Origin of the sequence: Enterococcus sp. DIV1067f, assembly GCF_050543505.1 — a bacterium.
Lineage (GTDB): Bacteria > Bacillota > Bacilli > Lactobacillales > Enterococcaceae > Enterococcus_D > Enterococcus_D entomosocium.
Genome location: NZ_CP172940.1, coordinates 1,335,449 through 1,356,968 on the forward strand (window position 1 = coordinate 1,335,449; position 21,520 = coordinate 1,356,968).

Here is a 21,520-nt window from a genome sequence, read left to right on the forward strand (position 1 = left end):
AAATATGGGACACGTGGGAGGTTCTACCGTTATAACCACATCAAGGAGGAAACAAAATGGCTAAAAAAAGCAAAAAAATGCAAGAAGCATTGAAAAAAGTTGATGCTACAAAAGCTTATTCAGTTGAAGAAGCAGTAGCTTTGGCAAAAGAAACAAATATTGCAAAATTCGACGCAACGGTTGAAGTTGCTTACAAATTAAACGTAGACCCTAAAAAAGCGGATCAACAAATCCGTGGCGCGGTTGTATTACCAAACGGTACTGGTAAAACACAAACAGTTTTAGTTTTTGCTAAAGGCGATAAAGCCAAAGAAGCAGAAGCAGCTGGTGCTGATTTCGTTGGTGACGACGATATGGTTCAAAAAATCCAAGGTGGCTGGTTCGATTTTGACGTTGTTGTTGCAACGCCTGACATGATGGCTACTGTTGGTAAATTAGGTCGTGTATTAGGCCCTAAAGGTTTGATGCCTAACCCTAAAACTGGTACAGTAACAATGGACGTAACAAAAGCAGTTAACGAAGTAAAAGCTGGTAAAGTTACTTACCGTGTTGACAAAGCTGGGAACATCCACGTACCAATCGGAAAAGTTTCTTTTGAAGATGACAAATTGATTGAAAACTTCAAAACGATCCATGAAACATTGTTGAAAGCTAAGCCTTCAGCAGCAAAAGGGCAATACATGAAAAATATCTCAGTTACAACAACATTTGGTCCTGGGATCCATGTAGAACAAGCTTCTTTCTAATTTAATACAAAAATTCAAAACTTTTATTGACTTGACTACCTTATCTGTGGTAAGGTAGTCAAGGTTAAAAGTTTAACTGTACCGAAGACAGTAGGTGGCATTTGCCTTAATTTCCTACCGAGGACGTTTATTGAGAATCTTCAATAGTCCCTCTATGTCTACGGTGGCATAGAGTTTTTTTATTGTCCTTTATAGGACAAAGGAACAGTTTGTTTCGAAGAAACTCTTCCATCAAAATCAGGAGGTGAAATATAAATGAGTGAAGCAGCTATCGCTAAAAAATCCGCGATCGTTGATGAAGTGAGTGCAAAATTCTCTGCAGCCGCATCTGTAGTCGTTGTTGACTACCGTGGACTAACTGTTGATGAAGTAACTCGCTTACGTAAACAATTGCGTGATGCAAACGTTGAGATGAAAGTTATCAAAAACTCAATTCTTTCTCGTGCTGCTGAAAAAGCTGGTCTAGAAGGTTTAGGTGAAGTATTCACTGGCCCTACTGCCGTAGCATTCAGTAATGAAGACGTTGTTGCACCTGCAAAAATCATTAACGATTTCGCAAAAGACGCAAAAGCTTTAGAAATCAAAGGCGGTATCATCGAAGGCAAAGTTTCTTCATTGGAAGAAATTACTGCATTGGCGAAATTGCCAAACCGCGAAGGACTTCTTTCTATGTTGCTATCTGTGCTACAAGCACCTATCCGCAACGTGGCTTACGCTGTCAAAGCAGTGGCAGAAAAAGAAGAAGATGCAGCATAATTGCCGCATAATTTTTCAGTATTAAAAACTAAACTACTTACTTAAATGGAGGAAAACAAAATGGCATTGAACATTGAAAACATTGTCGAAGAGCTAAAAGGCGCGACAATCTTAGAATTAAACGATTTAATTAAAGCTATCGAAGAAGAATTTGGCGTATCTGCTGCAGCTCCTGTAGCTGTAGCTGGTGGAGCTGGCGATGCTGGTGCTGCTGAAGAACAAACTGAATTCACTGTAGAATTGACTGCAGCTGGCGATCAAAAAGTTAAAGTTATCAAAGCAGTTCGTGAAGCAACTGGCTTAGGCTTGAAAGAAGCGAAAGCAGTCGTTGACGGAGCTCCTTCAGCAGTTAAAGAAGGCATCTCTAAAGACGAAGCTGAAGCATTGAAAGCAGCTTTAGAAGAAGTTGGCGCTTCAGTAACAGTTAAATAATTTTTCTTAGTGTCAAATCTTTTCGTATGAAGGGGTTTGGCGCTTTTTTTGTTAGAGGCTGAGATTCCTAAAAAGTAATAAGCAGCGATCCTCGTTTTTTTATGAGCGAGGATCGCTGCTTATTTTTTTCGAAATTGTTGGAATAAGAACACGAAAATAAAAAAGAAAAATGCTTCCCACAACGTTGTGGTCCAACTAAAGCTGCGGTTAATACCAAAAACGAGATTACCAATATTGGAAACCACCAAATACAAGGCTGTTGCTAGCAAAGAATAGCCGAATCGTTTGCCCATCATTACGCCTCCCTTTGCTATGATTGTAACAAGTCAAAAGAGTTGTGGCAATCAATTCTGATGCAGTGATGATAAATTGATCGATAGAAAGAGAAAAACCGAACGGTCCGTAGTGATCGTTCGGTTGAAGAGGATGTAGCCCGGTTCGCTTAATCCAATGGAACATCAAAGATCCAACCGGTTGGTGCCGAAATATCGCCGAATTGAATGCCGGTCAATTGGTGATACAATGCTTTTGTTTGTGGACCAACTTCCGTTTCGCTATAGAACACATGGAAATCCTCGCCGTTTTGGATCCCGCCGATCGGGGAAATAACAGCAGCTGTTCCGCAGGCACCCGCTTCGACAAAACGATCCAGCTCATTGAGATAAACATCACCTTCCACAGGGGTCAATCCTAATGAATGTTGCGCTAGATGCAGCAATGAATATTTTGTGATACTTGGTAAAATAGAAGGAGATTTTGGTGTCACAAATTCATTAGCAGCCGTGATCCCGAAAAAGTTGGCAGAACCGACTTCTTCGATTTTGGTATGCGTTTCTGGATCAAGGTAGATGCAATCGGAAAATTTCCGTTGATGGGCTTCGTATCCAGGTAACAAACTCGCCGCATAATTTCCACCAACTTTGGCTGCGCCAGTACCATTTGGTGCCGCGCGATCATAATCAGAAACAATGAAATTGGTTGGTGTCAATCCGCCCTTAAAGTAAGGTCCGACCGGCATACAAAAAACCGTAAAAATATACTCTGGTGCTGGGCTGACACCGATATTTTCTCCGACGCCAATCAATAGAGGACGAATATACAAGGTGGCGCCGCTGCCATAAGGCGGAACATATTCCTGATTTGCTTTTACTACTTGTTTTACCGCATCTAAGAAAAAGGCCTCAGGAACCTCTGGCATACGCAGGCGATAGGCACTGCGGTTCATCCGTTTGCTATTTTCGTCTGGACGGAACAAATTGATGCCGCCATCTTTTCTTCGGTAGGCTTTTAGTCCTTCAAAACATTGCTGTCCATAATGAAGAGCGGTTGATCCCTCGTGGATATGCAGATAATTATCCTCGGTAAGTTCGCCTTCATTCCAAGAACCGTCTTTCCATGTTGCCAAAAAACGCCATGGCGTTTTGATATAAGAAAACCCTAAATTTGACCAATCGATTGTCATTCGTTCACACCCTTTTTTAATTTTTCTAAGTATAGCACTTCAGAAAAGAAATGTCATTATTTTCTGAAAATTCTTCTGTAAGAATATTTGGTGACAGTGACGTGTAAAGAAAGGGGAACCGATCTTTGCTTGTACGAGTTCCCCAGATTGTTTTTCTACAAGTTCTGTGCTTCAATGAGAGTATAAAAATACAAAAAAGGGGGAACGTTTGTGATTGAGGAAGTGTTGACGGACAGTCTGGGGATCGCTGCTGCGTATCGACGATTGAAACCAATCATGATCCATACACCACTTGCACCAAGTAATATTTTAGGCAAAGAAAAAGAGGGCACGATATTTTTGAAATTAGAAAATCTACAGCGTACCGGCTCCTTTAAAGCGCGGGGGGCGTATAACAAACTCGCGTCATTGACTGATGCAGAAAAACTTCGCGGTGTCATTGCCTGTTCTGCAGGAAATCATGCGCAAGGTGTTGCTCTCGCCGGATCGTTACTGGGGATCAATGTCCGAATCTTTATGCCATTAACGGCTGCCAAAACAAAAATAGAGGCGACAAGAAGTTATGGCGCACAAGTCGTTTTAGCAGGAGAGACGTTTGATGAAACCAAACAACTGACACTAGACGCCATGAAAGATAGTGGAGAAGTATTTGTCTCCCCCTTTGATGATCGTGCAGTAATGGAGGGGCAAGGAACGATTGCGATCGAACTGTTAGAGGATCTTCCAGATGTTGATAATGTCATTATTCCCATCGGCGGTGGTGGGTTGATTGCTGGGATTGCTTTAGCCTTAAAAGAACTTCGTCCAGAAGTCAAAATCATCGGCGTTCAATCCTATGGCGTTTATGGCATGATCGCCTCACTTTGGCAGCAAAAGCTAGTAGCCAATCGCCGCAGTAGAACGATCGCCGATGGCTGTGATGTTGCATTGGCAGGGGAACTGACCTATGATGTTTTAAAGACCCGTATCGATGAAACGGTCTTAGTTGAAGAATCCGATATCGAACAAGCGATCCATTACTTAGCATTGAAGGAAAAAGTCATCGCAGAAGGGGCTGGTGCATTAAGTACGGCGGCGATTTTAAGCGGACAGATCGATCATTTGCTTCGAGGAAAGAAAACTGTGGCATTGGTCTCCGGCGGCAATATTGATTTCTCTGTGTTTAAGGAAATCATCTGAGTGCAACAAGCCTTCCAAAAAAGAAAGAAGAGACCTGATTAGACATTCTCCTAATTGGGTCTCTTCTTTTAAATTCAAAGCAGGCGCTCAGATGATTACTTTGGGAGAGAAAGTATTGTTTCGATCCACTGTCCAAAGGTTGTTACATATTTCAACGGTCCGACCAATGTAAATCGTGCCATCGTTGGGTTGATTTTTTCAAAGTAAAAACGCCGACTTTCCCCTGAGTAAAGTGCATTGAACTCATCAATAACGATTTTTTTTTGCTGTTGTAGCAATTCCTCTGATTCAATAAAGAAATCAATGGCAAGTAAGCTTTCGGGTATCTGTTTTTCTGAACGTATTGAAGCAAAAGAAAGCAGGGGATCTTCAAATGGTTCGCCCATCAACGAAGCCACATCTTTGTAAGAAAAGCGCCACTGCCCGCCAATTTTTGTCCCTTTAAGTTGGTTGGTCTTTTGATAATTTCGGATGGTTCGAGTCGTTACGCCCAGTTTTTCAGCGACTTCTTCAACGGTATAATAATCTTTCATCGGTTCCTCCTACAAAGCGATTGTACGATCACAAAAGCGTTGCTCCTCTTTCTTATGACTAGTATAGATGATAATGCGTTTTTCTGCATGTTTTTTTAAATACTTCATAATCTTTTCGGCAGCTTCATCATCAAGGCTGCTGGTAGCTTCGTCTAAAAGAATGATTTCGGCATCACTTAATAATATGCGAGCTAGAGCGATTCTTTGCTTTTCTCCTCCAGACAAGTCGGCACCATTTTCCGTAAGCCTGCTAGTCCATGAGCGCTGTTGAAAAATGGGCGCTAAAATACCAGAGGTTTCGATAATTATTTTTTCTTCTCTCGTCATTTTTCTTCCCCATACAAGATTTTCTTCAATTGTCCGAGAGAGAATCGTAGGGTCTTGAGCAAGGTAGAGGGTTTTATCTGTTTCAGGGTTTCTTGGCTTGATGCGTTTACTCTTCGTTGAAAGCGAAATTCCTTCTGATGGATAAAGGCCAGCAATTGCCTTTAAAAACGTTGATTTTCCTTTTCCTGAAGCGCCAGCCAAGTAAATATGTTCACCAGGTTTCAAGGTTTCTTCAATGGGAAAGGAAAAGCTGTGGTTGCCAATGGATACGACAGGGTGGTCGAAAGTAAGACTCAGAGTAGCTTCACACGTTTGGTTCCAGCGGTCATCGGGAGCAGCCAATTCTTCGTTAACAAAACGTTGATTGGTCCTCAGAGTAGCTGTATCAAGATTGATTTTCGTTAAACCACTTAATGCAGAAAAGTAAATGGGTAATAGCACGCCAATCAAAATCAACGCAGAGGTTGGCAGTTCATCTTGTAATATTCCTTGAATCATAAACAAATAGACGCCGATCTGGGCGATCTGATTGATCGCATTAAGGACTAAACTAGTCGTTTGGGCAAAAGTATTGGTGTTTGCTAATGTTTGATACATCGATGTCAATTGAGAGGAAAACAGCTGCTCAAGAACAGCGTCACTCCATTGCTTCATTGTATCAATATGGGACAATGTTGTTAACATTTCCTTATTGCTAAGAGAAAATGCTTCTTGCATATTTTTCATCTTAATACTCAACTGTTGATTGATCCATCGAAACCCAAAAACATTGATGGGAAATAGCGATAGTAAAATGAAACCCAGTAAATAATGCAATTGGAAACACAAAAAAAGTGGGATCAGCAATAAGAAAAAGCAGCGAATGGCTTCGCTAAAACTACCGCAAATAAACAAGTATAAGGAATCAACAACGCCAAAGATGCGGTTTAATAGATAAGTGGGCTCCTTTTCAGAGAGTTCTACATAACTCTTCCTTTTCATTTTTTTTAACAATTCTAAGAGATGGCGAACATTCATCGAAGCTGCATAGCGCTCTTTCATCACAATCAATAAGAATTGCGCGCAATAAGTGATACTTAATATGAACGCTAATAAGCCGACGAGATGATCAAAGCGCAGTGCGTGATCTTCTTGTAGAAGCAAAGGGAAAGCGAGGTTTGTCAGGACAGTCAAAAAAACTAGCAAACTACTCAAACTGATAAAAAGTTTATTGTTTCTAATAATTTCAAACATAAAATCAACTCATTTCCTATATTTTCCTAAATAGTAGATGTTTTTATGGAAATTGTCAACAAAAAAAGAGTTCCTGATTAAAGGAACTCTTGAAAAATCAAAAGCTGCGTCCGCCGCCGCCGAATGTTCCGCCACCAGAAGAGTGGGTCGTACTGCCACCGCCGCCGCCAGAAAAACCGCCACCACCGCCTCCACCATTATTCGAAGGACGGGGGATGCGTCTGGTTGTGACAAAGGAATTGACTAAGCGATCTTCTTTTTGGGTCAGATCAATACTTGATTTTTCTAGATAGTTAAATTTGTAGCCGCCCATTTTTAATTGGTAACGGGATTTAACAATGATGAAAAAAGCGATACTGATCACTGCCGCGATCGCTAAGCAAATAGCAATTTCTAGTGGTGTTATCACTTTGTAATAAGTAATTTTTCCGGTATCACGATCGATACGATAATGATCGGCAGGAACACCTGCTTCCACAAAACCCTCTGCTTTTTGCAGATAGACCAATGCAGCTTGATAATAATTTCCCTCTGCCATCTGGTCAAATACCGCATCAAGTAGCTTATCTAGACGTGAATCGGTAAGATAATCGATCATATTTCCGGAAGTCGAAACGTGAAATTTCCGTTGCGCCATATCGATCACCAATGCCGAACCGTTGTTGTCGTTGCCGATCCGTCTTGAAAGATATCGATCAGTGTACAACTCGATATCTCCCGTATTGCTGTTTGTTGTTTGAATAAAAACTTCGCCTTTGATCTTTGCATTCAGCGCTTCTGCTTCTTCGTTCAACTTCTGGATCTCTTGTTCGGTAAAGAGTCCAGCGTGGTCTGCGACTGTCTCTTCGGCTGCGAAGGCGGGCAGGGCGGTTAAGAAAAAGCCAACCAGCAGTAACAACAAATAAGATAGTTTTTTCATAAGAAATACGCTCCAATCAATGCGAGGATGGTCGTTGCCGCGAAAATTGCGCCACTGACGATTCCCAAGCGCTTGTAACTAATCGGTAAAACACCGCTGACTTTTCCGGTTTGCCCATTCATCGCATAATAAAAGGCACTCTTGTTTTCATCATCGGCTCGATAGGTCACTAGCCATACAGGAAGCAAAACGTAGTTGTTTTCTTCTTTTGTTAGATTGATGGAACGATTGTTGCGTTTAAAACTAGTATAGCCATTGACGGTACCTGCTAGCAGATTTTCAGCATAACCCGATAATTCGTTTTTGACTTCGTCAGAAAGATCAATGTATTCAATGTCTCTTTTTTCTGCTTGGAAGCCGGCTAAATACTGACTGCGAAAATTAACAGCTTTTTCAAGGGGAAACGGCTGAACGCCAGTCACCATTTTTTGCTGAACGTTTTTTGACAGCGCATGCTTGAGCAATTCATTCACCTTGATTTTTCCTCGTCGCAAGACATCGTATTGTTTGTGCTCAGTATATTCAATATCACCAACGCGCCAAATACGCAAAGAGGTACCCATACCTGAAAGCAAGCCATTCATCTCAGCATCGACGACCCAATAAGGGAAGTACACACCAGTCAATTTCTCTACTTGTGCTTGATCGAAGAAATCCCGTGGCACGAATTTTTTCTTTTGCGCCCATTCTAAGAATTTCGTAGTTGCTTCTTCCTTTTCGATGGCAAAAGGGAGGACTTTGTTAGGTAAAAATTCTCCTGAAAGCCGTCCCGACAAAACGACCGGATTATGGCAAAAGTAGCAATAGGTTGCGGCTGTAGTCGCATCCGTCACGATTTCAGCACCGCAGCTGGGGCAGGTGAAAAGGTCCATCTGCCCCGCTTGTGCATCGGCTTGCTCTCTAACTTCTTCTTGAAGGGACGGTTCGGTCTCGGTCGCTGCAGAAGGATCTGAGACAGGAGTATCGGCCATCTGCGCTTCTTTTTGCTTTTCTTCAAAGGCAGTGACTTCGTCTTCAGTAAAAATACTCAGACAAAATGGACAATGAAATTTTTGATCGCCAGGATCAAAGGTTAAAGCGCCACCACAATTGGGGCACTTATGTGTGATAACATCCATCAGCAATCCTCCTCAATTAGTCTACTGGGACACCTTTGAAAGGTTTGCCGCAATTCGGACAGAATTTTGGAATGCCGTTGGCTAAATCGATCACTTCACCACAATCGCTGCATTTCATTTTCAGGCTTGGTCCATCGCTCGTTGGTTTTGGCGTCCCGCAATTGCTGCAGAATTTACCAGTATTAGAGGTGCCGCATTGTGGACAGTCCCAATGATCTGCGCTGTTTTGTGCGGAAGCCTGTTGCTGCTGCATCTGCTGCTGGTTGTTTTGAGACGCTTGGTTCAAATAACCGCCGCCAGCGTTCATCCCCATGCCCATGCCAACAAACCCAGTCGTAGCCCCAGCGGCATTGCTACCGGCAGATTCCATACCACGAGCAACCGAACCTTGAACATAGCCTTCACGAATCGAAGGGTCGCCTAACATTGCCCCTTGGTTCCGCATGTTGATCAGTTTTACGGAATCATCCGTATAAGAGATGCTCGCTACGGCAACAGAAACGATTTCCATGCCGCGGAGTTCTCGCCAGCTGTCATCAAGAACTGTTCCCATATATTTGCTTAATTCCATGCTCTTAGATGGAACGTAAGAAATTCGTTCGCCATCAGCGGACATTTTGTTGATCGCTGTTTGTAGGGCGGTCAAAAATTCAGCTAAGTACTGCTCATTGATGTCGTTGATATCGACTTGACTTTTGTTTTTTGGGATCGCATTCGTATAGAATAAAATTGGATCGGTAATTCGTAAGGAATAGTTTCCGTGCGCCCGTAAGAATAGTTCTGCGTTATAAAAGTTGTCAAAATAGTTCAAAGGCGATGAAGTACCGAAGCGAATTCCTTTGATTTCTTGAAGATTGATATAAAAAACTTGTTGTTTTTGTGGTGTAACGCCGCCAAACTTAAAGCGGTCGAAGGTTTCAGAAATCGCATCTTTCAATGAACCATTCAACATCGAAGGCGCTAATTCATTTTTGACGGTATAGTAGCCTTCTTCAGCGGTATAATCGATGATTCGCCCGCCATCAACCAATAACATCATCATATTCGGATAGACATGGATCACTGACCCATCAGTGATGACATCTTCCGTGCCTTTTCTGTTAGAACCGCGTTTGTCATTACGCCGCACTTTGACACCTTTTGTCATTACTGTCGAATCGCTCATATTGTCAGGCTCGATCACCTCTAGCCATTGATCTGCTAATCCGCCGCCAATTGCGCTTGTTGCCGCTTTGATAATACCCATTTTCAGTCCTCCTTTAAATTGTTTTCATCACAATAGATGAACGTAGATTCATTATACCATAGGAGGTGAGATTTACGTTATCAGTCTAAAGTTGGAGAAGAGGAATGGTCTTTTTTCTTGAAAATAGGGAGGAATAAAAGGATATAGTGAGTGAAAGCGCGCGGAATGGCTCTTCGAATTAAATTTCCATTTCTTTTGAGATTCCACCACGCAAACGGTGGTTTTTTTAGCTGATATTACGTATAATAGAAGGTAGCGAATTTTGAAATGAGTGTGGAAAACTATGGCCTATCAAGCATTATATCGTGTTTGGCGTTCTCAGCGTTTTGATGATGTTGTCGGACAAAAAGCAATTACCCAAACCTTAAAAAATGCAATCGATCAAAATCAAATCTCGCATGCTTACTTGTTTACGGGCCCTCGAGGAACCGGGAAAACAAGTGCAGCGAAAATTTTTGCCAAAGCAATCAATTGTCCGAACCAAGTCAATGGCGAGCCTTGCAATGAGTGTGACATGTGTCGCTCAATCACAGCAGGAACGCAAGAAGACGTGATCGAAATCGATGCGGCAAGTAACAACGGTGTAGAAGAAATTCGCTTTATTCGTGATCGTGCGAACTATGCACCGACCCAAGCAGAATACAAAGTTTATATCATTGATGAAGTGCACATGCTGTCAACAGGCGCATTTAATGCATTACTAAAAACATTGGAAGAACCACGGAAAAATGTTGTCTTTATTTTGGCAACAACAGAGCCCCATAAGATTCCAGCAACGATTATTTCCCGAACCCAACGATTTGATTTCAAACGGATCAATACGCAAGACATCGTGGGTCATTTGGAAACGGTCCTTACTACTAGCGAGATCAATTACGAAGCAGAAGCTTTACAGATCATTGCGCGAGCCGCAGAAGGCGGTATGCGGGATGCCTTGAGTATCACCGACCAGGCGATCGCTTTTAGTGATGGAACCGTAACGACCCAAGATGCTTTAGAAGTGACGGGCAGCTTGTCCTATGAAATGATGGACCGTCTGATGCAGGCTTGTGGGGAAAAAGAAGTTGCCGATGCGTTAGCGACCTTGCGGGAGTTATTAGCCTCTGGTAAAGAAGCCCGCCGTTTATTGGAAAACTTGTTGGTTTATTGTCGAGACTTGCTGATGTATCAACAAGCGCCGCAGCTGCTATCTGAAAAGTCTCTGCAGTTGACTGAAGCGTTTCAAACACTGGCAAAAATTACCCCGCCAGCAAAAATCTATCACTGGATCACGGTCTTAAACGATACGCAAAATGAAGTACGATTTACGAACAATCCTACGATCTATTTGGAAGTGGCTGTGGTCAAATTAGCCAATGATCCAGAAAGTGCTGCTGTTGCCAGCAATTCAGCTGACAATAGTCAAGAAGTGGCGCAGTTACGTCAAGCACTGCAAAAACTTCAGGCAGAGGTGCAACGACTGCAAGAGAATCGACCGACGGGTGCCGTTGCTGAAACCACCGCGCCAGTGAAGAAAACCAAGGCGACCACTACGTTCCGTTTACCAAAGGAACGCGTGTTCCAAGTGCTGAAAAGTGCAACGAAGAAAGACTTGGCAAATGTTCGTAATGTTTGGGACGATCTTTTGATGTCTCTTTCCGTGACGCAAAGAGCTATGCTGCACTCCAGTGAAGCAAAAGCTGCCAGCGAATCGGGCGTCGTGATCGCTTTTGACTATGAGATCTTATGTCAGCGAGCAAGTAACGACCAAGAGTTTCAATTGATGATCCATAATCAATTGTCCCGTATGATCAAAGACTACGCCCCACAGGCTGTCTTTATTACAAAAGAAAGTTGGCCGACGCTACGACAAGAGTTTTTGGCTGGCGGTCAAGCAACGGAAGAGTCAGAAATTGAAGTAGAGCAAGAAGAGACCGAAGCCGCTCCTGTCGAACCAGAAAATGATGACTTAGTAACAAAAGCGCAAGAGTTATTTGGTGAATTAACCAGCATTGAAGAAAATTAATGAACATGGAGTGATGAATAATGATGCGAGGCATGGGAAATATGCAAGGCATGATGAAACAAATGCAAAAAATGCAAAAAGAAATGATGAAAGAACAAGAAGCACTAAACAGCAAAGAATTTATCGGCGAATCGACAAATGGCTATGTCAAAGCGACCTTTACTGGCGATAAGACGTTACAAGACATTGCTATCAATGAAGCAATCGTTGATGCTGACGATGTGGAAATGCTGCAAGATATGATCATTTTAGCCATCAATGACGGATTAAAGAAAATTGAAAAAGAATCGGAACAAACAATGGGCAAATATACAAGAAACATTCCGGGTCTATAAAAGGAGAAATGACGGTGCAATATCCTGAACCGATCGCCCGATTGATCGACAGTTACATGAAACTGCCGGGAATTGGACAAAAAACCGCAACACGTTTGGCATTTTATACGATTGATATGAAAGAAGAAGTCGTCAATGAGTTTGCTAAATCGTTGCTTAGTGTTAAACGAGATTTGCACTTTTGCAGTATTTGCGGAAATATAACGGAAGAAGATCCTTGTGAAATCTGCAGTGATCCCACAAGAGACAAAGAAACGATTTTAGTAGTTGAAGAGCCTAAAGATGTCATGGCATTAGAAAAAGTCCGCGAGTATCATGGACTTTATCATGTGCTGCATGGCGTGTTATCCCCGATGGAAGGGACAGGTCCAGAAGATATCAACATTGCATCCCTGATACAGCGGCTGCATGATGATCAGGTCAAAGAAGTGATCATTGCGACCAATGCGACCACGGAAGGCGAAGCGACGGCGATGTATATGTCGCGTTTGATCAAGCCTGCCGGTATTAAAGTCACGCGTTTGGCTCATGGCTTATCTGTGGGCAGCGATATTGAATACGCGGATGAAGTGACCTTGCTAAAAGCAGTAGAAGGTCGCCGAGAATTATAAAGATATTGGAGGCAATTAGGGTGAATGGATTGTTTATAACCATCGAAGGACCGGATGGTGCTGGAAAAACCAGTGTGATCGAAGAATTGTATCCTCGGTTACAGCTTGAAGCAACAAGAAAAATCGTTAAAACAAGAGAACCTGGCGGAGTTAAAATCGCTGAAAAAATTCGTAAAATTATTTTAGATCCGCGAAATGAAGAAATGGATGAGCGGACCGAAGCCTTACTTTATGCAGCGGCACGCCGCCAACACTTGATTGAGGTTGTCCTGCCGGCATTGAACGCCGGACACATCGTGATCTGTGACCGCTTTGTTGACAGTTCGCTTGCCTATCAAGGAGCTGGACGTCGCATCGGGATTCCTGAGATCGCACGGATCAACGAGTTTGCGACGGAAGGAACGACCCCTGATTTTACCTTGTATCTAGATGTTGACTCTGATACTGGCTTGCGTCGCATCCAAGAAAATCGTGCACATCAATATGACCGACTAGATTCGGAAGGATTGGAGTTTCATCAACGGGTTCGTCATGCGTATCTAAAGCTAGCGGAAGAAAATCCTGTACGCATTCATAAGATTGATGCTAGAATGGGGTTACAAGAAGTTGTTGAATCCAGCTATTCAGCAATCGTTGAATCGTATCCTGCTTACTTCAAATCAATCTAGGGTAGGTTGGATAACACAAAGGAGATGGTCCCATGAAATTAATTATGGCAATCGTACAAGACAAAGACAGTAATCGTTTGGCAAATGAGTTTATTGATGCCAATATCCGTGCTACAAAATTGTCATCAACGGGTGGTTTTTTAAAGGCTGGTAATAGTACGTTTATCATTGGTATTGAAGATGACCGTGTGCAAGATGCGTTAGAATTGATTAAAAAAACCTGTCAATCAAGAAAGCAATATGTCTCGACACCGATGTCACTAGATATATCCTTAGATGGTCAAGTTCCTTATCCAGTCGAAGTCGAAGTCGGTGGCGCCACCGTATTCGTGCTGCCAGTTGACGGATTCCATCAATATTAAAAAAGGAGCATTTCATGGAGGAGTTATTTCTACAAGAATACCAGCCTCTTGTTTTTGCCCAACTAAAAAAAAGTATCAAGCATGGGCGCATTGCTCATGCTTATCTTTTTGAAGGGGACAAGGGGACTGGCAAGCATGAACTAAGTCTATGGCTCGCAAAACGCCTTTTTTGTGCCAATGTACAAGAAGAAGCGCCATGTGGTGCATGCAGCAATTGTCTACGGATCGCCCAAGGAGAGCATCCTGACGTTATCCAAATTGAACCTGATGGGCAGATGATCAAAGTCGACCAGATTCGACAGCTGCAAGAGGAGTTCTCAAAAAGCGGCTTTGAAAGCCGTTTGAAAATCTTTATTTTGTCTCAAGCTGACAAAATGAACAACAGCGCTGCCAACAGTTTACTAAAGTTTTTAGAAGAACCAGTGGGAAACTTTCTGGCGATCTTAGAAACGGAGAGCCTTGGTCGTATTTTGCCAACCATCCAGTCTCGCTGTCAGATCATTCATTTCTCTCCTTTGTCAAAAGAAAAACTGCAAGAAAAGTTACAAGAAGAGGGACTTTCTAAAGAGACAAGCCGACTTCTAAGCCACTTGACCAATAGTTATCATAAAGCAGTTGAAATCTCGCAAGATGAATGGTTTAATGAAACTAAGGATGCTGTTAAGCGTTGGGTGAATTACCTTTTGAAGAAAGACCCGCAAGCATTTATTTTTGTTCAGAAAAAATTATTGGGTCTAGCAAAAGAAAAAAATCAGCAATCAGAAATCTTTTTGCTCTTGTTATTTTACTTTCAAGAGGAGCGGGATCGATTGTTGGGGCAAGGTTTATGGGGAAAAGAGATCAATCGTGCCATTGAAGCCGCATTGCAAGCACAAAAAAAGTTGCAAGCCAATGTGTCTTTCCAAGGTGTGGCAGAACAATTTTCCGTGAAAATCATCTATGGATAAAACGCAGCAGCCGGAAAAGGAGACCAGAGATGATCGAAGTTGTCGGAGTGCGTTATCATGACGTAGGCCAGATTTATTTTTACACACCGAAAAAACAGACCTATACTATAAATGACCAAGTCATCGTGGAATCACAAGATGCTAAATGTCTTGCCACAGTCGTCACCAAAAGCAGAGAAATGAATGAGAGCGATTTGCCTCAGGTAGTCAAACCTATCTTACGTCGGGCGACGAAGAAAGATTTGGAACAGGCAGCAGCCAATCAAAAGGCGGCAGATGAAGCGTTAAAAATTGGAAAAGAAAAAATCCGCGCACATCAGTTGCCAATGAAACTGATTCGAGTAGCCTATACCTTTGAGCGGACAAAACTGATTTTTTCGTTTACTGCAGAAAGCCGTGTTGACTTTCGCGAATTAGTCAAAGACTTGGCAAGTGAATTTCATACCCGGATTGAACTGCGCCAAATCGGTGTCAGGGATGAAGCGAAGGCACTAGGCGGAGTTGGGCCCTGTGGTCGCAAACTATGCTGTGCGACGTTTTTAGGGGATTTTATCCCTGTATCCATCAAGATGGCTAAAGATCAAGGACTTTCCTTGAATCCTGCGAAAATCTCAGGATTATGCGGTCGTTTGATGTGCTGTCTTAAGTATGAAAGTGAAGAATATGAGCGGGCGAAAAAAGAATTGCCGGATCGCGGCAAGGAAGTTGAAACGCCAGATGGCAAAGGACGTGTGGTTGGGCTGGATCTGTTGAGCCGAGTGATCAAAGTCCGTTTGCATGATCGGCAAACACCAATCGAATATGATTATGAAGAACTAGTGACAAAATAAGTAGGTGACCATAATGAGCATGGACAAACGATCAATATATGACGGATTGAATCAGTTAGAATCGGAGTTGCAAAATTCCTTAAATAATCTAGCGGAAATGAAGCAGTCTTTGCAAGAAATCGTCGAAAAAAATACGACATTAGAATTGGAAAATCAACGCTTACGTGAACACATTCGTGAGTTGAACCAAGTGGCAGATGCACCCGCTGAATCGGTCAAACAAGAACTTTCTAAATCACGAATGAATTTAGAAAAGATTTACGAAGAAGGATTTCATGTTTGTTATGACTTATACGGTTCTCGCAGAGAACATGATGAACCTTGTGCATTTTGTCTAGAAGTGATCTATCGTGAAAGCGGCAAATAACTGACTGACAGTCTAATAGGTTCGTTAGAAAAAAGATCAGTTTCCACTGGTCTTTTTTTCGAAAGGAGCAGTACATGCAAAAGCAACAAAGTTATAAACAAGACACTGGAAAACTGTATCTTGTTCCGACACCGATCGGGAACTTGGAAGATATGACGGTCCGTTGTGTCAAAATTTTAAAAGAAGCGGATCTGATTGCAAGTGAAGATACTCGCAATACCCAGAAATTGTTGAATCATTTTGAGATCTCGACACCGCAAAAAAGCTTACATGAACACAATTATAAAGAGCGAGTTCCGCATTTGGTAGAACAGCTGCAGATGGGCAAGACCATTGCCCAATGCAGCGATGCTGGTATGCCCTCCATCAGTGATCCGGGGCATGAATTAGTCAAGGCCTGTCTAGCTGAAGGAATCGCGGTGATTGCGCTTCCGGGACCTACGGCAGGTTTGACAGCGTTGATTGCTTCAGGCTTATCGCCGCAACCAAATCTTTTTTATGGCTTTTTACCTCGTAAGAAAAAAGAACAAAAACAAGCCTTGAGTGAATTAGCGACCCAGAAAGCAACGATGATTTTTTATGAGTCACCCTATCGAATCGCAGCGACGATTGAAACAATGCTAGAGGTATTTGGTGAACGTCAGGCAGTCATTTGCCGAGAATTGACAAAAATCCATGAAGAATACTTGCGAGGGACCTTTTCTGAATTGATCGACTATTTAGAGCAGCAGCCAATCAAAGGAGAATGCTGTCTGTTGGTGGAAGGCTCTTCTGAAATACATGAAATTGTTTATGAAGGAAGTTACGCAGAACAAGTAGCTGCCTTGATGGAAGAGGCCGAAATGTCCTCAAAAGAAGCAATCAAAGAAGTGGCTAAACGTAATCAAGTAAAGAAACAGCTTGTCTATCAAGCGTATCACCAAATAGAAGAGTAATCATACCGAGACTTCTCTCGGTATTTTTTTGTGCCACACGCTCGCTTATGTGATATTACCTAACATATAAAGTCAGCTATTTTCAGAAAATTCATGTTTTTCTCAGAAAAATCTAGATTATTCGAAAATATGGTGTTAGGATAGCTAACATATAGAAAGGGAGGCGTGTAAAATGGATACAGGGAATATTGCATTTATTTTAATTTGTAGCGGTATGGTTTTTCTAATGACTCCAGCATTGGCATTTTTTTATGGAGGATTGGAACGACGCAAAAACATCCTCAATACCATGATGATGGTGATTTGTACGATGGGCTTGGCGTCCGTCCTCTGGGTCGCTCTAGGGTATACATTATCCTTTAGCGGGACAGGATCATTTATTGGCAATTTAGACAAAGTCTTTTTCAATCATGTTTCGATGTCAGAAGGAGAGGGAATTCCAGAAGGGTTGTTTGCTGCCTTTCAAATGATGTTTGCTTTGATCACAACGGCGATTATCACTGGATCAGTCGTTGGAAGAATGCGGTTCTCTGCTATTTTTCTATTTATTGGCTTCTGGCTGGTTTTCGTGTATTTTCCAATGGCGCATATGGTGTGGGGCGGTGGCTTCTTAGATGCGATCGGCTCGATCGACTTTGCAGGAGGCAATGTCGTTCACATCAGTTCGGGAATCAGTGGGCTAGTCTTAGCGATCGTTGTCGGTAAGCGACGAGAATTTCATCAAACCGAATATCGTCCTCATAATATTCCCTTTGTTGTACTAGGTGCCGGTCTTTTATGGTTTGGCTGGTTTGGCTTTAATGCTGGCTCTGCGTTAGCAGCTGATGGTCTAGCGATCCACGCCCTAATGACCACGAATACAGCAGCAGCCAGTGCGATGCTTTCTTGGATGCTGATCGAAAAAATCGTCGTGGGAAAACCGACAATCGTCGGTGCTTGTACAGGTGCAGTGGTGGGCTTAGTTGCCATCACACCAGGGGCGGGGTTTGTCTCCCTTTGGTCTTCCTTTATCATTGGCGCTTTAGTCAGTCCGTTTTGTTACTTCTTTATTTCCGTCATCAAACATCGATTAGGGTTAGATGATGCATTGGATGCCTTTGGTTGTCACGGGGTAGGCGGAATCTTCGGTGGTTTGATGACCGGGATCTTTGCCGATCCCGCTGTTGGTGGACATTCAGGATTGCTTTATGGCGGTGTTGATCTTTTTATCGCACAAGCCGAAAGTATCGTATTTACGATTTTGTTCGCTGGTATCCTATCCTTTGTCATAATTACCTTGATCAAATGGGTGATGCCGATTCGCGTATCTCAGCAAGAAGAAGCGGTGGGGATGGATCGGATCGAACATGATGAAACGGCCTATCCTACCTTTATGGGGTTAGATTCTTAAGAGTGGAGGAGCAGTCATGAAAAAAGTTGAAGCGATTATTCGCCAAGAAAAATTAGAGGAGCTAAAAGCCGCTTTGGATCAATCGGATCTGATCAGTGGGATGACGGTCAGTCAAGTTCTCGGGTGTGGCAATCAAAAAGGGTTAAAAGAGTTTATTCGTGGCCAAGAAGTGATCACGACTCTCTTACCGAAAGTAAATGTCCGCTTTGTTTTGGCAGATGAAAAAGTCGATGCCGTGATTGAGCTGATTGTATCGATCTGTCGGACAGATGAAGTCGGTGATGGCAAAATATTCGTCTACCCTTTGGAAGAAGCGATTCGGATTCGCACCAATGAACGAGGAGAAGCTGCCTTATAGCAGAACTTCTTGGGTCATGAACCGTGCAGCAAAAGTAGCGAACGTATAGGGAAGGGCCAATGAAAATTGGTCCTTTTTGCGTCTTTGTCTTGATTCCTTGCTTGATAGGGAACTTCTGTTCGTTTATAATAAGAAGCGAGGTGAGCAACGATGTCGGAACTGCAATTTCCCTTAAAAAATGATACGAGCCGCAAAATTATTCATATTGATATGGATGCTTTTTTTGCTTCGGTGGAAGAACGGGATGATCCTGAGCTGGCCAAGCATCCCCTTGTCATTGCCCGTCACCCAAGTGATACCGGCGGCCGAGGAGTGGTCACGACAGCGAATTATAAGGCGCGACAATATGGCATCCATTCGGCAATGAGCGCACAAAAAGCCTACGAGCTTTGTCCGCAAGCGATTTTTAAACCGGGGAATCATCAAAAGTATCGTGAAGTGTCCCAGCAAGTCAGAGAAATTTTTCACCGATACACCGACATCATCGAACCAGTTTCAATTGATGAAGCGTATCTGGACGTCACAGTGAACAAAATCAACTGTCCTTCAGCAATTAAGATCGCTCGTCTGATTCAGCGAGACATCTGGCATGAGACCCATTTGACTTGTTCGGCAGGCGTCAGTTACAACAAGTTTTTGGCAAAATTGTCCTCGGATTATCATAAACCACGAGGGTTAACAGTGGTGATGCCGGATGAGGCAGTGGCCTTTTTACAACAACTACCCATCGATAAATTTCATGGGATCGGGAAGAAAACTGTCCCCAGGATGCATGAGTTAGGCATTTTTACAGGAGCAGATCTATACGCTTGGAGTGAGATGGCGTTGATCCGCGAATTTGGCAAAATGGGGTATTCTTTGTATCGCAAAGTTAGAGGAATCCATGATTCACCAGTCAGTGTGACCAGAGAACGAAAATCAGTCGGTAAGGAGCATACATACGGCAATCCATTAACGAGTGAAGAACAAGTCTTAAGTCAATTACGCGCCATCGCAGAAGAAGTTGAGAGATCACTAAAGCGCACACAGAAACATGGCAAAACAGTCGTGTTGAAAGTCCGTTACAGTGATTACTCTACGATCACTAAACGAGTGACTTTGCCGATTTACGTTCATAAAAAAGAACAGTTATTTTCGGAAGCCAGTCTCATTTGGGAAGAGATTTTAGGTCTTGAAAAAGGCATTCGTCTTTTGGGAATCACCGTCACAAATCTCGATCCTCTGACCTATGAAAATATCGTACTGCCTTTATGGCAAACATCTGACGATCAGTAGACCTAAAAAGGAGGACCAATATGACGATCTATCAAGTATATGAAACGATGATTGCTTTGGCTGATGAAGAACGAAGGGAAAAAATGGCCGCCTATATGCGGCATCAGTTTGAGTTTTTAGGCATCCCTACACCGTTGCGCCGTCAGCAGGAAAAAGCAGCCTTTAAAGTAGCAAAACAAATGAAACGAATCGATTGGGAATTTATCGATCAATGTTGGCAAAGCAGCTATCGGGAACACCAGTACCTTGCGATTGATTATTTAGTGGCGCTGGAGCCCTTTTTATCAGCCGTTGATCTAGGAAAAATTGAACAGTTAGTCATAACGAAATCTTGGTGGGATAGCGTGGACGCACTAAGTGAGGTCGTCAGAAAGCTTGTTCGCCGACTGCCAGCGTTAAAGGCTGAGATGCTTCGTTGGAGTCTTGAGGATAATCTTTGGCTACGGCGAGTGGCGATTCTTCACCAATTGTTGCAAAAAGAACAGATGGATCGACCATTCCTTGAAGAGATCCTTGTCAACAATTTGGGGAGTTCTGAATTCTTTATCAACAAAGCCATTGGCTGGAGCTTGCGAGACTATGCCAAGACGAATCCTCTGTGGGTCCAAGATTTTCTTCTACGCCATCAAAAAAGTCTGGCGCCTTTGACGGTTCGTGAAGCAAGTAAGTACCTTTAAAAAGCTCGGTCACTGATTTTTATATAACAAAAAAAACACCGTGCATCATCTTTGAAGGAAGATGTGGTGACCCCAAAAGTTCGATTTTTTGGTCTAACTTTTGGGGTCATCTCAAGATGCACGGTGTTTTGAGTCGTTAAATTTGTTTTTTGATTTGTTCGTAACTTGCTTCAGCATCTTTGCACTTTGCCCAGATAACCGCTTTTCCTTGTTCTCGAGATGCAGCAAGATCAATGATTCGTTGATTGCTGCTACCACGAAACTGCAAGTTTAGGTTTCGCTTGCTGAGTTCAAAACGGCCGTCCACCAAAATATCAATTTTGGATAAAAGTTCTAGTTTGTCAGGGGTCTCCAAGAGCAGTTCTTCGTAAGTGTAGCCTGACCAGCTCCAAATGTCCTTGCTATGACCAAATTCGGCGCGAACGCGATCAACAACTTTCAGACAGACCGTCGTGTTCAAGAAAGGTTCGCCGCCTAGGAGGGTCAGTCCTTGAACATAGTCATGTCGCAGATCCTCAATGATTCGATCCTCTAGCTCTTGGGTAAAAGGTGTGCCGTAGCGAAAGTTTTGGACGGCTTTGTTGAAACAGCCTTCACAAGCAAACAGGCAGCCGCTCACATATAAACTATTTCGGATGCCTTCACCGTCCACAAAGTTGAAGGCTTTGTAATCAGCGATATAATTTTGACTGTACTCGTTTGCTTTCCATTCTTGGGGCTTAGGATTTCTCATAAGAAAACTTCTTTCTATTGTGAATTACAGGGGTTGTTCGATAAAAGGAGTGTAGAAGAAATCTAACACTCCTTTT

At 42.8% G+C, this 21,520-nt stretch carries 25 protein-coding genes and 1 other annotated feature; of the genes, 17 read left to right on the forward strand and 8 right to left on the reverse strand.

All coding sequences use genetic code 11. From position 1 onward, the window contains the following. The first annotated feature begins 56 nt into the window (after positions 1-56). The 3 genes from rplA (at position 57) to rplL (ending at position 1,934) form a co-directional block, all read left to right on the forward strand. Positions 57-746 (forward strand): 50S ribosomal protein L1, encoded by a 690-nt coding sequence (rplA, locus tag IGJ42_RS06270; protein ID WP_005229790.1) that lies wholly within the window; start codon positions 57-59, stop codon positions 744-746. A gap of 63 nt (positions 747-809) precedes the next feature. Beyond that, positions 810-936 (forward strand) — a sequence feature (ribosomal protein L10 leader region). Between the two features lie 65 nt (positions 937-1,001). Then, positions 1,002-1,502, forward strand: a complete 501-nt coding sequence (gene rplJ / locus IGJ42_RS06275) for a 50S ribosomal protein L10 (RefSeq protein WP_005236672.1) — start codon at positions 1,002-1,004, stop codon at positions 1,500-1,502. A gap of 60 nt (positions 1,503-1,562) precedes the next feature. Continuing rightward, entirely contained in the window at positions 1,563-1,934 is a 372-nt protein-coding gene (rplL, locus tag IGJ42_RS06280; protein WP_003127081.1) for a 50S ribosomal protein L7/L12, read from the forward strand. 119 nt (positions 1,935-2,053) lie between these two features. On the opposite strand, the gene IGJ42_RS06285 is transcribed toward rplL, so the two are convergent. Together IGJ42_RS06285 and IGJ42_RS06290 are read right to left on the reverse strand one after the other, a co-directional pair. Continuing rightward, complete coding sequence (locus IGJ42_RS06285) at positions 2,054-2,227, reverse strand: hypothetical protein (protein WP_005236653.1); 174 nt, start codon at positions 2,225-2,227, stop codon at positions 2,054-2,056. A 149-nt stretch (positions 2,228-2,376) separates the two neighbouring features. After that, a complete protein-coding gene (locus IGJ42_RS06290) occupies positions 2,377-3,396 on the reverse strand; it encodes a branched-chain amino acid aminotransferase (RefSeq protein WP_008381617.1) in 1,020 nt (339 codons plus the stop codon). Between the two features lie 210 nt (positions 3,397-3,606). Between IGJ42_RS06290 and IGJ42_RS06295 the strand changes: the two genes are divergently transcribed. Continuing rightward, positions 3,607-4,575: a pyridoxal-phosphate dependent enzyme gene (locus IGJ42_RS06295; protein WP_086332249.1), complete on the forward strand. Its 969-nt coding sequence runs from the start codon at positions 3,607-3,609 to the stop codon at positions 4,573-4,575. Positions 4,576-4,670: 95 nt separating this feature from the next. Here IGJ42_RS06295 and IGJ42_RS06300 read toward each other — a convergent pair whose 3' ends face one another. From IGJ42_RS06300 to IGJ42_RS06320, 5 genes are all read right to left on the reverse strand, one after another. Beyond that, positions 4,671-5,108 (reverse strand): helix-turn-helix domain-containing protein, encoded by a 438-nt coding sequence (locus tag IGJ42_RS06300; RefSeq protein WP_008381614.1) that lies wholly within the window; start codon positions 5,106-5,108, stop codon positions 4,671-4,673. Between the two features lie 9 nt (positions 5,109-5,117). Continuing rightward, the gene (locus tag IGJ42_RS06305; protein WP_086332250.1) at positions 5,118-6,668 is read right to left on the reverse strand and encodes an ATP-binding cassette domain-containing protein; all 1,551 of its coding nucleotides are present in this window, start codon (positions 6,666-6,668) and stop codon (positions 5,118-5,120) included. Between the two features lie 97 nt (positions 6,669-6,765). Then, positions 6,766-7,587, reverse strand: coding sequence for a TPM domain-containing protein (locus tag IGJ42_RS06310; protein WP_005236637.1), 822 nt, complete (start codon positions 7,585-7,587; stop codon positions 6,766-6,768). Next, the gene (locus IGJ42_RS06315; protein ID WP_086332251.1) at positions 7,584-8,705 is read right to left on the reverse strand and encodes an ATP-binding protein; all 1,122 of its coding nucleotides are present in this window, start codon (positions 8,703-8,705) and stop codon (positions 7,584-7,586) included. Before IGJ42_RS06315 ends, IGJ42_RS06310 begins: the two co-directional genes overlap by 4 nt. 16 nt (positions 8,706-8,721) lie before the next feature. Beyond that, positions 8,722-9,951, reverse strand: coding sequence for an SPFH domain-containing protein (locus tag IGJ42_RS06320; protein ID WP_016621227.1), 1,230 nt, complete (start codon positions 9,949-9,951; stop codon positions 8,722-8,724). Positions 9,952-10,234: 283 nt separating this feature from the next. On the opposite strand from IGJ42_RS06320, the gene dnaX reads away from it, so the two are divergent. From dnaX to IGJ42_RS06385, 13 genes are all read left to right on the forward strand, one after another. Further along, on the forward strand, positions 10,235-11,956 hold the full coding sequence (gene dnaX / locus IGJ42_RS06325) for a DNA polymerase III subunit gamma/tau (RefSeq protein WP_016621226.1): 1,722 nt from the start codon (positions 10,235-10,237) through the stop codon (positions 11,954-11,956). 20 nt (positions 11,957-11,976) lie between these two features. Continuing rightward, the gene (locus tag IGJ42_RS06330; RefSeq protein WP_005236633.1) at positions 11,977-12,291 is read left to right on the forward strand and encodes a YbaB/EbfC family nucleoid-associated protein; all 315 of its coding nucleotides are present in this window, start codon (positions 11,977-11,979) and stop codon (positions 12,289-12,291) included. Between the two features lie 14 nt (positions 12,292-12,305). Next, positions 12,306-12,902 (forward strand): recombination mediator RecR, encoded by a 597-nt coding sequence (gene recR, locus IGJ42_RS06335; protein ID WP_005229813.1) that lies wholly within the window; start codon positions 12,306-12,308, stop codon positions 12,900-12,902. Between the two features lie 20 nt (positions 12,903-12,922). Next, complete coding sequence (gene tmk / locus IGJ42_RS06340) at positions 12,923-13,570, forward strand: dTMP kinase (RefSeq protein ID WP_005229815.1); 648 nt, start codon at positions 12,923-12,925, stop codon at positions 13,568-13,570. Between the two features lie 32 nt (positions 13,571-13,602). Beyond that, positions 13,603-13,932 carry a cyclic-di-AMP receptor gene (locus IGJ42_RS06345; RefSeq protein WP_005229817.1) on the forward strand — a complete coding sequence of 110 codons (330 nt, stop codon included), beginning with the start codon at positions 13,603-13,605 and terminating at the stop codon, positions 13,930-13,932. 14 nt (positions 13,933-13,946) lie between these two features. Then, the gene (gene holB / locus IGJ42_RS06350) at positions 13,947-14,879 is read left to right on the forward strand and encodes a DNA polymerase III subunit delta' (protein ID WP_005236622.1); all 933 of its coding nucleotides are present in this window, start codon (positions 13,947-13,949) and stop codon (positions 14,877-14,879) included. 29 nt (positions 14,880-14,908) lie between these two features. Continuing rightward, positions 14,909-15,709, forward strand: coding sequence for a PSP1 domain-containing protein (locus IGJ42_RS06355; protein WP_005236620.1), 801 nt, complete (start codon positions 14,909-14,911; stop codon positions 15,707-15,709). A 19-nt stretch (positions 15,710-15,728) separates the two neighbouring features. After that, positions 15,729-16,076 (forward strand): DNA replication initiation control protein YabA, encoded by a 348-nt coding sequence (locus IGJ42_RS06360; RefSeq protein WP_077452675.1) that lies wholly within the window; start codon positions 15,729-15,731, stop codon positions 16,074-16,076. Between the two features lie 74 nt (positions 16,077-16,150). Further along, entirely contained in the window at positions 16,151-17,011 is an 861-nt protein-coding gene (gene rsmI, locus IGJ42_RS06365) for a 16S rRNA (cytidine(1402)-2'-O)-methyltransferase (protein WP_005236618.1), read from the forward strand. Positions 17,012-17,183: 172 nt separating this feature from the next. After that, positions 17,184-18,401 (forward strand): ammonium transporter, encoded by a 1,218-nt coding sequence (locus IGJ42_RS06370; RefSeq protein WP_005236611.1) that lies wholly within the window; start codon positions 17,184-17,186, stop codon positions 18,399-18,401. 16 nt (positions 18,402-18,417) lie between these two features. After that, positions 18,418-18,759, forward strand: a complete 342-nt coding sequence (locus IGJ42_RS06375) for a P-II family nitrogen regulator (RefSeq protein WP_005229830.1) — start codon at positions 18,418-18,420, stop codon at positions 18,757-18,759. A gap of 150 nt (positions 18,760-18,909) precedes the next feature. Next, entirely contained in the window at positions 18,910-20,034 is a 1,125-nt protein-coding gene (gene dinB, locus IGJ42_RS06380; protein ID WP_086332252.1) for a DNA polymerase IV, read from the forward strand. A gap of 20 nt (positions 20,035-20,054) precedes the next feature. Beyond that, positions 20,055-20,711, forward strand: a complete 657-nt coding sequence (locus IGJ42_RS06385; RefSeq protein ID WP_087664245.1) for a DNA alkylation repair protein — start codon at positions 20,055-20,057, stop codon at positions 20,709-20,711. A gap of 136 nt (positions 20,712-20,847) precedes the next feature. Here IGJ42_RS06385 and nrdG read toward each other — a convergent pair whose 3' ends face one another. Continuing rightward, the gene (gene nrdG, locus IGJ42_RS06390; protein ID WP_005236608.1) at positions 20,848-21,444 is read right to left on the reverse strand and encodes an anaerobic ribonucleoside-triphosphate reductase activating protein; all 597 of its coding nucleotides are present in this window, start codon (positions 21,442-21,444) and stop codon (positions 20,848-20,850) included. Positions 21,445-21,520 lie beyond the last annotated feature (76 nt).

Coding starts and splice junctions, on each gene's coding strand:
- rplA (WP_005229790.1), top strand. CDS start 57: ATGGCTAAAAAAAGCAAAAAAATGCAAGAAGCATTGAAAAAAGTTGAT.
- rplJ (WP_005236672.1), top strand. CDS start 1,002: ATGAGTGAAGCAGCTATCGCTAAAAAATCCGCGATCGTTGATGAAGTG.
- rplL (WP_003127081.1), top strand. CDS start 1,563: ATGGCATTGAACATTGAAAACATTGTCGAAGAGCTAAAAGGCGCGACA.
- IGJ42_RS06285 (WP_005236653.1), bottom strand. CDS start 2,227: ATGGGCAAACGATTCGGCTATTCTTTGCTAGCAACAGCCTTGTATTTG.
- IGJ42_RS06290 (WP_008381617.1), bottom strand. CDS start 3,396: ATGACAATCGATTGGTCAAATTTAGGGTTTTCTTATATCAAAACGCCA.
- IGJ42_RS06300 (WP_008381614.1), bottom strand. CDS start 5,108: ATGAAAGATTATTATACCGTTGAAGAAGTCGCTGAAAAACTGGGCGTA.
- IGJ42_RS06305 (WP_086332250.1), bottom strand. CDS start 6,668: ATGTTTGAAATTATTAGAAACAATAAACTTTTTATCAGTTTGAGTAGT.
- IGJ42_RS06310 (WP_005236637.1), bottom strand. CDS start 7,587: ATGAAAAAACTATCTTATTTGTTGTTACTGCTGGTTGGCTTTTTCTTA.
- IGJ42_RS06315 (WP_086332251.1), bottom strand. CDS start 8,705: ATGGATGTTATCACACATAAGTGCCCCAATTGTGGTGGCGCTTTAACC.
- IGJ42_RS06320 (WP_016621227.1), bottom strand. CDS start 9,951: ATGGGTATTATCAAAGCGGCAACAAGCGCAATTGGCGGCGGATTAGCA.
- dnaX (WP_016621226.1), top strand. CDS start 10,235: ATGGCCTATCAAGCATTATATCGTGTTTGGCGTTCTCAGCGTTTTGAT.
- IGJ42_RS06330 (WP_005236633.1), top strand. CDS start 11,977: ATGATGCGAGGCATGGGAAATATGCAAGGCATGATGAAACAAATGCAA.
- IGJ42_RS06345 (WP_005229817.1), top strand. CDS start 13,603: ATGAAATTAATTATGGCAATCGTACAAGACAAAGACAGTAATCGTTTG.
- holB (WP_005236622.1), top strand. CDS start 13,947: ATGGAGGAGTTATTTCTACAAGAATACCAGCCTCTTGTTTTTGCCCAA.
- IGJ42_RS06355 (WP_005236620.1), top strand. CDS start 14,909: ATGATCGAAGTTGTCGGAGTGCGTTATCATGACGTAGGCCAGATTTAT.
- IGJ42_RS06360 (WP_077452675.1), top strand. CDS start 15,729: ATGGACAAACGATCAATATATGACGGATTGAATCAGTTAGAATCGGAG.
- rsmI (WP_005236618.1), top strand. CDS start 16,151: ATGCAAAAGCAACAAAGTTATAAACAAGACACTGGAAAACTGTATCTT.
- IGJ42_RS06370 (WP_005236611.1), top strand. CDS start 17,184: ATGGATACAGGGAATATTGCATTTATTTTAATTTGTAGCGGTATGGTT.
- IGJ42_RS06375 (WP_005229830.1), top strand. CDS start 18,418: ATGAAAAAAGTTGAAGCGATTATTCGCCAAGAAAAATTAGAGGAGCTA.
- dinB (WP_086332252.1), top strand. CDS start 18,910: ATGTCGGAACTGCAATTTCCCTTAAAAAATGATACGAGCCGCAAAATT.
- IGJ42_RS06385 (WP_087664245.1), top strand. CDS start 20,055: ATGACGATCTATCAAGTATATGAAACGATGATTGCTTTGGCTGATGAA.
- nrdG (WP_005236608.1), bottom strand. CDS start 21,444: ATGAGAAATCCTAAGCCCCAAGAATGGAAAGCAAACGAGTACAGTCAA.